Annotated in this window: 8 protein-coding genes; 1 reads left to right on the top strand and 7 read right to left on the bottom strand. The window is 50.2% G+C overall.

Features of this window, described 5'->3' with window-relative positions; all coding sequences use genetic code 11:
- Nucleotides 1-747, bottom strand: a 747-nt coding sequence (locus tag AD949_RS00450; protein WP_346186928.1) for a DUF6538 domain-containing protein, incomplete at its 3' end; no start/stop codon positions are given.
- Nucleotides 748-1108: 361 nt separating this feature from the next.
- On the opposite strand from AD949_RS00450, the gene AD949_RS00445 reads away from it, so the two are divergent.
- Nucleotides 1109-3208 carry a DUF262 and DUF1524 domain-containing protein gene (locus AD949_RS00445; RefSeq protein WP_048836961.1) on the top strand — a complete coding sequence of 700 codons (2100 nt, stop codon included), beginning with the start codon at nucleotides 1109-1111 and terminating at the stop codon, nucleotides 3206-3208.
- Between the two features lie 196 nt (nucleotides 3209-3404).
- Here the strand turns inward: AD949_RS00445 and AD949_RS00440 are convergent, their stop codons facing one another.
- From AD949_RS00440 to AD949_RS13535, 6 genes are all read right to left on the bottom strand, one after another.
- Nucleotides 3405-4778 (bottom strand): DUF6538 domain-containing protein, encoded by a 1374-nt coding sequence (locus AD949_RS00440; protein WP_061504594.1) that lies wholly within the window; start codon nucleotides 4776-4778, stop codon nucleotides 3405-3407.
- 247 nt (nucleotides 4779-5025) lie between these two features.
- Nucleotides 5026-5439, bottom strand: coding sequence for a PIN domain-containing protein (locus AD949_RS00435; RefSeq protein WP_061504593.1), 414 nt, complete (start codon nucleotides 5437-5439; stop codon nucleotides 5026-5028).
- On the bottom strand, nucleotides 5439-5636 hold the full coding sequence (locus tag AD949_RS00430) for an AbrB/MazE/SpoVT family DNA-binding domain-containing protein (RefSeq protein WP_048836955.1): 198 nt from the start codon (nucleotides 5634-5636) through the stop codon (nucleotides 5439-5441). Before AD949_RS00430 ends, AD949_RS00435 begins: the two co-directional genes overlap by 1 nt.
- Before the next feature lie 179 nt (nucleotides 5637-5815).
- The gene (locus tag AD949_RS00425; protein ID WP_048836954.1) at nucleotides 5816-6469 is read right to left on the bottom strand and encodes a hypothetical protein; all 654 of its coding nucleotides are present in this window, start codon (nucleotides 6467-6469) and stop codon (nucleotides 5816-5818) included.
- A gap of 51 nt (nucleotides 6470-6520) precedes the next feature.
- The gene (locus AD949_RS00420) at nucleotides 6521-9712 is read right to left on the bottom strand and encodes a type I restriction endonuclease subunit R (protein ID WP_048836953.1); all 3192 of its coding nucleotides are present in this window, start codon (nucleotides 9710-9712) and stop codon (nucleotides 6521-6523) included.
- The coding region (locus AD949_RS13535; protein WP_211259970.1) for a restriction endonuclease subunit S at nucleotides 9709-10246 on the bottom strand (538 nt) is incomplete at its 5' end. The genes AD949_RS00420 and AD949_RS13535, both read right to left, overlap by 4 nt.

Here is a 10246-nt window from a genome sequence, read left to right as displayed (position 1 = left end):
CCGAATAGGCTTATCGCCGAAGGCCTCAATGAACAGATCAATGGTCTTGCGGGTGGCTTTGAGCGTATCTGCGCTTTTGGTGGTGTCAGAATAGATGAATTTTTCCGCTATGACGGACAGGCGAGGCGAGGAGGGTTTAACAGGAACAGGCTTTTCTTCTGCCCCCACATCTTCCAATGGCTCAAGAGAGGATGCCGGAAGGTTTCCGGCTTGTTGGGCCAGTGTCTGATTGCTGCGAATGTCGACAATCATCGCCGCCAGTCTGTTTGCCTCCCCCCGAAGCATTTCTTTCTCTTTGGCACTTACGGCTGAGCCTGTTTTGAGACGTTGGCTCAAGGCTTCCAGCCGTGTCTGGATAGATGAAAGGTGATCTTTGCTCTGCTGGAGAAAGGTGCTCTCTTTCTGAACCTGTTCCAGCATCTCCATCGCATGGCGGGCTTTTTCAGCCTTCTGCTCCAGTGCGTGGCACTCTTCTGCCAGTGACAGGGTGGTCTCCTGATCCCGGATCATCTGGGTCTGGAGCGTCAAAAGCTCCTGTAGAAGGGGTGGGGAAGCCTGTTCGTCCAAAGTCCGGGCCTTATGAAAGAAGTCACCTGTACGCGCATACAGATCAGCAGCTCTTTCGCGGGCGATCAACTTTTTATCGGTGCGTAGGGAGAGGGAGATTTCAGACCGGCCCAGGAGGACCTTGAGGTCCTGAGGGATGGCACGGCGGAAATGGTAGTGTGACCCTATGAGGCGGAGCATGACGAATTCCCATTATGGGAAGACAAACGGGAGAATCCCGCAGACCCGTCAAATTCTCATTTTACTGTTATATTTCAAAAGGTTAGTGGTGCGAACTGCGGGACTCGAACCCGCTCGCATTGGTCGCAACCAAAAAGACAAGTTATTGAAATAGAACGATAATTTCAGACGAAATCATCCTTCATATAGTGACTGCGGGTTCACTCTGCGGGCAAACCCGTGGGGCAGTCAAGAACTTAAGGGAAAAGGGATGTTTGAAAACTTGTCAAGGATATGGTGAGCTTACGTGAAATGGACTACTTTTAGGCATGCGCTTAATAGCTTGATCGAGAGTGTTTTTAGTCATGAGAGATAATGGATTATGAAAGCGACAGAAGCTCAGCTTTTAGGTTTCCTCAAAAAATCCCCCCAATTTATTATTCCAATTTATCAGCGGACTTATTCTTGGACGGAGCGAGAGTGCCGCCAACTCTGGGACGACGTCATTCGTGCTGGCGAAAATCAAGAAATCTCGGTGCATTTCATCGGTTCGATTGTGTATGTTGAGGAGAGGCAGTCTCAGATTTCCCATCAATCACCACTACTTGTTATTGATGGGCAGCAACGTTTGACTACTATAACGCTGCTCCTTGCCGCTCTATCCAAAGAACTCGGGGGTGGTGAGCCTGTTGATGGATTTTCGGCGAGGAAACTACGCAATTATTATCTTCTGAATCCCGAGGAAAATGGGGAACGCCATTTCAAATTACTTCTGTCTCAAACGGATAAAACAACTCTCAAAGCCATCGTTGATGAGAAAGAGTTTCCGCAAGACTATTCGCTGCGTGTGAAAGAAAATTTTAGACAGTTTCAAGATCTAATCGCAGACTGTCATGGTGAATTAGCACCAATTTGCAATGGGCTAGCAAAGCTCATGGTTGTTGATATAGCCCTCAGTCGGGATCAGGATAATCCACAGCTTATTTTTGAGAGCATGAACTCAACAGGTCGTGAATTGAGTCAAGCGGATCTGATCCGGAATTTCGTTCTCATGGGGCTGGAGCCCCTGTTGCAAACGCGGCTCTATGAAGAATTTTGGCGTCCTATGGAACTTGCCTTCGGACAAGAGGCATACACATCAGATTTTGACGCATTTATGCGTCACTACTTGACCCTACGTACGGGTGATATTCCGCGTCAGGATCAGGTATATGCGGCCTTCAAGGACCATGCACGATCACGGAATGCGACGGGACCTGCCGTCGAATTACTTGTCAAAGAACTTCTTGATTTTTCTCGCTATTACTGCGCAATGGCGTTGGGAGCGGAGGAGGACAGCGACCTCAAGTTAGCATTTTCTGACTTACGAGAACTGAAGGTCGACGTGGCATATCCCTTTTTGCTGGAGCTTTATGCGGACTACAAACAAAACATCCTTCACAAGGAGGAGCTTCTAGAGGCGGTCCGCCTAGTCGAATCCTACGTTTTCCGCCGTGCAGTCTGTAACATCCCGACCAATTCGTTAAATAAAACTTTTGCCACTTTCACAAAGGCGCTGAAGAAAAATCGCTACCTTGAAAGTATTAAGGCACACTTCCTTTTGTTGCCTTCATATCGTCGTTTCCCCAACGATGACGAATTTTGGCGTGATGTGCAAACTCGTGATCTCTACAATTTTCGGAGCCGTAGTTACTGGCTGCGTCGACTTGAAAATTATGGTAGAAAAGAGCGTGTGCCGGTCGATGAATATACCATTGAGCATATCATGCCACAGAACGACGCCTTACCTCAGGCTTGGCGTGCAATGCTGGGCTCAGAGTGGAAACGTATTCACGAAACATACCTTCATACGCTCGGAAACCTCACCCTTACAGGATATAATTCCGAATACAGCGATAAACCGTTCATAGAAAAACGCGATATCGTTGGTGGTTTCAAAGAAAGTCCGCTTAAGGTAAATAAAGGGTTAGGAGAGCTTGATGTCTGGGACGAAAGTTCTATCAAGACGCGTGCTGAGAGGCTGGCTCAGGAGGTTGTGAAAGTCTGGGGTTCTCCAGGGATTTCTATGGAAATTCTTGAAGCTTATAAACCCGTGCCCGCGTCGCGGGATAGTTACAGTATCAGCGACCATCAATCTTTGCTTTCAGGCCAGATGTCGCATTTGTTTGCAGCGTTTCGGCGTGAGGTATTGGCCCTCGATCCCTGCGTAACAGAAGATTTCCTGAAACTTTATGTAGCCTATAAAGCCGAAACTAACTTTGTAGATGTCGTTCCACAAACGAAGCAGCTTCGCCTCACCCTCAATTTACGTTTTGCCGAAATCAACGACCCAAAAGGGATGTGCCGGGATGTGACTGGACTTGGTAAATGGGGAAACGGAGACGTTGAAATTCAGTTAAGTACAGTCAATGACCTAGGTTATGTGATTGGACTGGTTAGGCAATCTTTGGAACGGCAACTAGGCAGTGAGATAGCTGACTAAACGATTTTTTTTTGCTATAAAGTCTTTGCGGATTACTGCACCCGAATAGCACTTTTCGGAAATTTTCTTGCGAAATATTTATACCTCATGTGAGTGAGTAAGTGGTCGTTAAGGTTTTATTGGGGGGTCAACGGGGGAGGTCACTCCCCCTTGCCAGATGTCGAATGGGTAGCCATTCGACACTGCTGGCTCCCTTTTAAATCGTCATGTTTGCAAAGGCTGTTTCGGAGTAGCTTATTGCCTCTACGGTTTGTTGCAAATTGGCTGTAGAGATGCCGGTTAGGTAGGTTGTGGTGCCCTGACTTTTGTGGGTTGCTTCATGACCCAGCAGGCGGTCTATCCATACCTCCCGGATGTTGGTATCTGCGTTTCTGAGTTGGGTTGAGACTGTATGCCGGAAGGAATGAAACGTAATTTCTGCTGGTAGGCCAATGCGGGTCTTGAGTAGAGAGAAAGCCCGTCCCAATGCTGCGCCCCTTGTACCCTGTTTCGAGGTTTCCAGACCGGGAATGAGGTATGGGCCGTCTGTAGTATCCTTAAGAGTCAGAATACCGGCTTCAATGAGTTTTGAATGGATGGGCACCATGCGGGTGCCTGCTTCTGTCTTGGGTGCCCAGCCGGTTTCGGTATGCGGGCGGATAAGGAAGCAGGGGATGTTATCAACGTTCTGGAGGTCTTCCTTGCGCAGGGTACAGATTTCACCCAGTCTCATGCCTGAATAAGCAGCAATCAGTGTGACCTGCCGGAAGGTCGGGTCTGGCACCGAAGTGCTATGCCATGAAGCAGAGGCCAAGAGTGTTAATTCTTTAGCTGTCCAGCTTCTGCGTATGGTCTTTTGCCCATTCTCAAAATTCCAGCCAGTCCATGGGTTGCGCGTGACCAGTTCCCGTTGGTGTAGCTGGTTCCACAGGGCAGAGAGGCGCATCATGTGGTTCTTGACGCTTTTCCCGCTCAAGGTGGGCAGACCTTCCTTTCTGGCTCTCTGAGCCTCGTCTTCAAGTGTAAGGCTGCTCTTGCGTTTACCCAGCGACGCAGGAAGAGAAAACAGGAGGTCACGGAATGCTCCAGCCTTCTCGCCCCCTATGATGGACACAGGCGCATCTCCGAAAGCTTGTAGAAATAGTTCTACCGCCCGTTGTGTAGCTTTCTTGGTGTCAGCACTGGCATGAGGGCTATCCAGAACAAAACGTTTCAGGGCACCGGAGAGCATTAAAGGTTGGACTTTGGGTGCTTTGGCCGTTTTCTTCATTGTTCGGGGTTTTGGCATCGCTGCTGGAACTGGCCCGGACCCCGTTTCCTGAGCAGATGAAGGCAGGTTCACGCTCTGCAAATCCCGCAGTGAAACCCGCAGTCCCTCAAGCCTGCTTAAAGCATCTGGTTCCAAGAGGGCCAGATGAGTCTGAAAGAATAATTCTGTTGTTCTGGCATGAAGCAAAGAAGCGCGTTTACGGGCTTCATTTTGATAGCCAGTTTTTAAAGAAACCCAGATTTCCCGCCGGTTTAAGGCTGCTCTCAGGGTAGGGGGAACGATACGGCGGAAGTGGTAAGTGGTGCCTCTAACTCGGAGCATAAAATCTTCCCTCAGTGGGGAAGGACGATGGAGCAAAGACAGCCTTTGCCCCTCATTCAGCCGAAAAATCGTGCTATTTCAGGTGTCTGTGGTGCGAACTGCGGGACTCGAACCTGCATCAACCCGCAGTGACACTTTTCTAACCCCTTGAAACAGCGAAAAGAATGCGACGTGCTGTCTTCCGGTTAGTGTTTTTGTTCCCAGTGCTGGTTAAACAATCTGGGAACGTGAGGAAATAAGTTTAACCTTAATCTGTAGCTTTCTGAAAGGGGTTAATGATTGTCACTATATCGAAAATCTTCTGACCATTCTGCATATCTTCGGACAGTAGGGTTTCGATACCATTGTCTATGGCGCAGGCTAAAATCATGGCATCATACGTCTGGAGCCTATAGCGTTCAATGATGGACCAACCCCGACTGTAAACGGCCTCTGTAATAGGGTGAATAGTGACCAGTCCCCGGAAGTCCGTAATAAGTGTTTTGATATCGTCCAGTGAAAGCTTAGTCTTGCGTCTTAGCGTATTGGTCGCTTCGTTGAGCGTCTGCACAGAAATATGACAATCTTGATCCAGAAGAATGCTGTCAGCGATACTAGCCTTCTCTGTTCCTTCTTCCATCATGGCATAGAGAAGAATGTTTGTATCCAGAAAGAGAGACATCAGTCTTTAGGGCGCTCGAACCGAAAGCCGGAAGGCAGTTTTTTTCCGATCTCTTTCAAGGAGCGGAGTGCTTCTTCGCGGGATTTCAGGCGTGTGAAAACTGCATCCACATTATCGCCTTCCTGCAAGCCAAGCTGTTTGACAATATGAGAGGGAATACGCACAGCAAGGCTGTTACCCCATTTAGAAACTTGCATGACAACCTCCTTTTTGGATATACAAACATAATATATGGATATCCTTGAGGCAAGCATTTTCCGTTTTGAGGAGATTCCTATGTCTACTCAATTGCGTGAGAGGCAATCGCAAAAATTATTCAGATCGCTTTTTTGATTTAGTCTCTGATTAAAAATTCTAGATTAAAATAAAAGATATACTAATTATGTTCATCTATACCGCCTTCCGGGTATATCGCTATTTCCTCAATTTCAATGATATGTTCTGGATCAACTACAATTCCCTTTTCCGAAGGGTCAATAGTGTGATTGCCATATCCCGATATGACACCCTTAGCACTTACTTTGGCTTTTAGAAGAATTCCTCCTCCAGAATAAGTGGTGCAAAGTCCAGAAGCGAAGATATCGGCGCTATTTTTATCAGTGGACCAGTTAAACCCGATTATTCCAGCATTAAAACGTGCTGTCTGTTCTCCCCGCCATATAATAAGGTCATTACCCCTGTAAGGAGGTAATACATTCCATAGAACTGCCTTGAGCAAGTTGTCGTCGGCGAAAGCTTCTCGGATAAGATGAGAGCGAGTGGTCCATTCTGTTCTAAATAGGCAAGAAAAATCGGTATTTCTTAAATTGTGCTCTGAAGCGATTATCCATGCTCTTTTTAGGTGTTTGTGAGATATGGTCGCAAGTGCTTCTATGAAAATTGTAGACGGCTTTCCTGCCAGAATATCATTTCTAACAATTTTGAAAGCTTTATGAGGTTTCAAAATTTTTTCACGAGTTTTTGGAGCATTAAAGTCTATAGATTTCGTTATTTCCCCTGAAGGAGAAATAAAATTTACCTTTATAAGCATAAGTATCCTATTTCAGTATTGCTTTATGAAATATCCAGAGCGGTAGGTAGTTCATGATTGTAATTCTCTTTTGTTAGACCAAAGAGGAGCAAACTGCTCCGCTTGACGCAGGATGTGCTGCACGGCTTCGTCCTGCATATCCGGCGGGTAGCCATAGTGACGCAGCAGGCGTTTGACGGAAGTCCGCATTTTGGCGCGGGCCTGCGCCATGACGGTCCAGTCCACTGTGGCATTTTCTCGAATGGTCTTCACCAGTGCTGTCGCGATAACCCGCAGGCTCGGGTCGCCCATGGCCTCCTTGGCGCTCTGGTTCTGGGCCAGTGCGTCATAGAAGGCGATTTCTTCCTGTGTCAGACCCAGTTCCTCGCCACGGTCGCGGGCGGAGGCCATGTCTCGGGCCATGCGGATGAGTTCATCCAGTATCTGGGCGGACGTCAGGGCGTTGGCATGGTAGCGGGCAACGGCCTGTTCCAGCCTTTGTGAGAAGGCTTCGGCTTCCGTGATGTTGGAGCGTGTCCGGCTGCGTATCTGGCCTTCCAGCAGCTTCTTGAGCGCTTCAATGGCCAGATTACGTTGGGGCATTTCCCGCACTTCCTGTAAGAAGGCGTCCGAGAGGATGGAAATATCAGGTTTTCCAATGCCAGCGGCTTCCATAATGTCGATGATATCGGTTGAAATGACAGCCTTGCTGACCAGTTGCTTGATAGCCAGTTCGCGTTCCTGCGCACTGCGTCCATCGCTGCCATTGCTCACACTCTTGACCAGAGCCGCCCTGACGGCCTCGAAAAACCCGATTTCATCGCGCAATCTGGCGGCTTCATCGCTGGCAGAAGCCAGCGCAAAGGCAACCGAGAGTGCCTTGACGGCATCAGGGTAGCGCTTCTGGGCGGCCTTACGCTCTTCGTCATTTTTGGCGGATGCCATGGCGCGTTGCTGCTGGCCCAGAATATGGTCAAGCGCTCCTGCCATGATGGACAGCTTGGCCTTGGGTGTTGCGCCATCCTGCAAGGCTGGACGGTAGTCAAAGCCACCAGCCTGACCGGGGTTGAACATGGCCCGCACAACTTCGTAGCGTTCCTGCAAAGCGCGGATGGCCTCGCCTTCGTCAATGCCAACCTGTTCACGGTCTCCGGCGGAGTATTCGCCCAAAGCTGTCTTCAGGTTCTGGGCAAGACCGATATAGTCCACCACCAGACCGCCGGGTTTACCCTTGAACACGCGGTTGACGCGGGCAATGGCCTGCATCAGCCCGTGCCCGCGCATCGGTTTGTCCACATACATGGTGTGCATGGAAGGCACGTCAAAACCCGTCAGCCACATGTCGCGCACAATGACCAGCCGGAGCGGGTCATTATTGTCCTTCATGCGCTTTGCCAGCAATTCACGTCGGGCTTTGGACTTCTTGCCAATATGGGGCTGGAACCCGGCAGGGTCGGATGAACTGCCGGTCATGACCACCTTGAGGGCTCCTTCGTTGTCATCATCACTATGCCATGCGGGGCGTAAGCGGATGATCTCGTTATACAGAGCCACACAGATGGCCCGGCTCATCCCCACGATCATGCCTTTGCCCTCAAGGGCAGTCAGGCGATTTTCAAAATGGATCACAAGGTCTTCGGCAATCCGGCGCAGGCGGGGTTCCGAGCCGACCAAAGCTTCTACGCGAGAGTATTTCTGGCTGAGTTTGTGTTCCTCGTTTTCGGAAAGCCCTTCGACGATATCGGCCAGTTCGTCGTCCAACTCTTCCTTGAGGTCTTCATCCAGTTCGATACGCACAAGACGGCTTTCGTAATAGATGGGCACGGTTGCCCCATCCTCGACGGCCCGTGCGATGTCGTAAATGTCGATGTACTCGCCAAAAATCCCGCGTGTGTTCACATCGGCATTTTCAATGGGGGTGCCGGTAAAGCCGATAAAGGAGGCATTGGGCAGGGCATCGCGCAGGTATTTGGCAAACCCATAGGTCATTTTGCCGGTCTTGGGGTTGAACTTGGCTTCCAGCCCATACTGGCTGCGGTGCGCCTCATCCGCCATGACCACCACATTGCGTCGGTCGGTCAGCATGGGCAGGCTGGTTTCTCCGTCTTCGGGCTGGAACTTCTGCAAGGTGGTAAAGATGACACCGCCTGAGATCCGCCGGAGGAGTTTCTGCAAGTCCTCCCGGCTGTCCGCCTGTTCCGGTGTCTGGCGCAACAAAGCCTGAGCGCCGGAGAAGGTGGCGAAGAGCTGGTCGTCCAGATCATTGCGGTCTGTCAGCACAATGATGGTGGGATTTTCCATCTCCGGGTGGCGGGCAATCACACCTGCATAGAAGGTCATGAGCAGGCTCTTGCCTGACCCCTGCGTGTGCCAGACTACCCCGACTTTGCGGTCTCCATCCGGGGCGGAGGCCCGCACAGTCTGCGTGACGGCTTTCCGGCAGGCATGGAACTGGTGGTAACCCGCCAGAACCTTGATGGGGCTGCCGTTTATCTCGCCAAACAGCACAAAGTCACGGATCAGACCCAAAAACCAGCGGGGGGTAAACACGCCCCGCAGCACGGTTTCCATTTCCTCATGGTTTTTGGCGATCAGGTCTTCACCGTTGATCGTGCGCCATGGCATGAAGCGATCACGGTCGGCAGTCAGAGAGCCAATACGTGCCTCTGTGCCATCCGAAATCATCAACGCTTCGTTGAAGCGGAACAGAGAGGGAATAAGGCTGCGGTAGGTCTGGAACTGGTTCCATGCTGAATCCAGTGTAGCGTTCTCGGAACTGGGGCTTTTGAGTTCAATCACCCCAAGCGGCATACCGTTAATGAACAGAACAAGGTCTGGCCTGCGGTTGGCCTCGTCCTTTTCAATGACGAACTGGCGCACGACCAGAAAGTCATTATTCTCCGGGGTCTCAAAATCCAACAAAAGCACCCGGTCGCCAGACTGGGTGCCATCTTCGCGCACCACATCCACCGGCACGCCATTGACCAGATAGTCATGCAGGCGACGGTTTTCGTCTACATGGTCGGGCGTGTCTTCACGGATCAGGGCCAGCAGGGCTTCATCGCGTGAGGCTCGGGGAAGGTGTGGATTTAGCTTGTCTATCGCTGCCCGCAGGCGTTTTTCCAGAATGACATCCGATAACGAGGTGCGTTCGGGGTTTTTGCCACCGGGGGCAATATCTGGCCCCCAGACAATGGCGTAGCCACATTCACGCAGAATATCGCAGGCCCAGTCTTCAATCTCGTTTTCGGACAGAAAGCTCATGTCACGTCTTCCACCATTTTTTCGGCATCTCGGATGCTGATTTCGCCGGACATGAGCTTGGGGAGGAGCAGGTCTCGGAGTTGGGCGAGGGTGCGAGATTCTGCTTCACTTGCAATAATCTTATCAAAGACTCCCTGACTTTGGGTGTTAAACGCTTTTAGCAGGTCGAGTGATGCCTTTATGATAGGTAGAGGACGAAAATTCTTTTTGCTGATCTCTTGGAATGTAGAGCCATTAGCATTTTGCAAAACCAGTTCCATACTTTCCTTCAACCAAAGTAAGATGAACGGAGCGGATAAGCTTTGCGTGCATTTTATTCCGATAAAGCCCTGATTTATGGCAAGCGGGACTGTTGTGATTGCTGTATAGCCAACTGGTGCTCGTGACGAAAGAAGCACAGAGCCAGAAGGTAAAAGCCCTGAAGAAACTTGCGTTAGGCCTTCCTCTGTGATTTTGCGGGAGGTATCGGAAAGAACGGGAGAATTAAGACCAGACAAGTCCTTAGAGCCTGTTTGAAAAGTCACGGATGAGCGT

Origin of the sequence: Acetobacter orleanensis (assembly GCF_001581005.1) — a bacterium.
Taxonomy (GTDB): Bacteria; Pseudomonadota; Alphaproteobacteria; order Acetobacterales; family Acetobacteraceae; genus Acetobacter; species Acetobacter orleanensis.
This window is presented reverse-complemented; position numbering and strand designations above follow the sequence as displayed.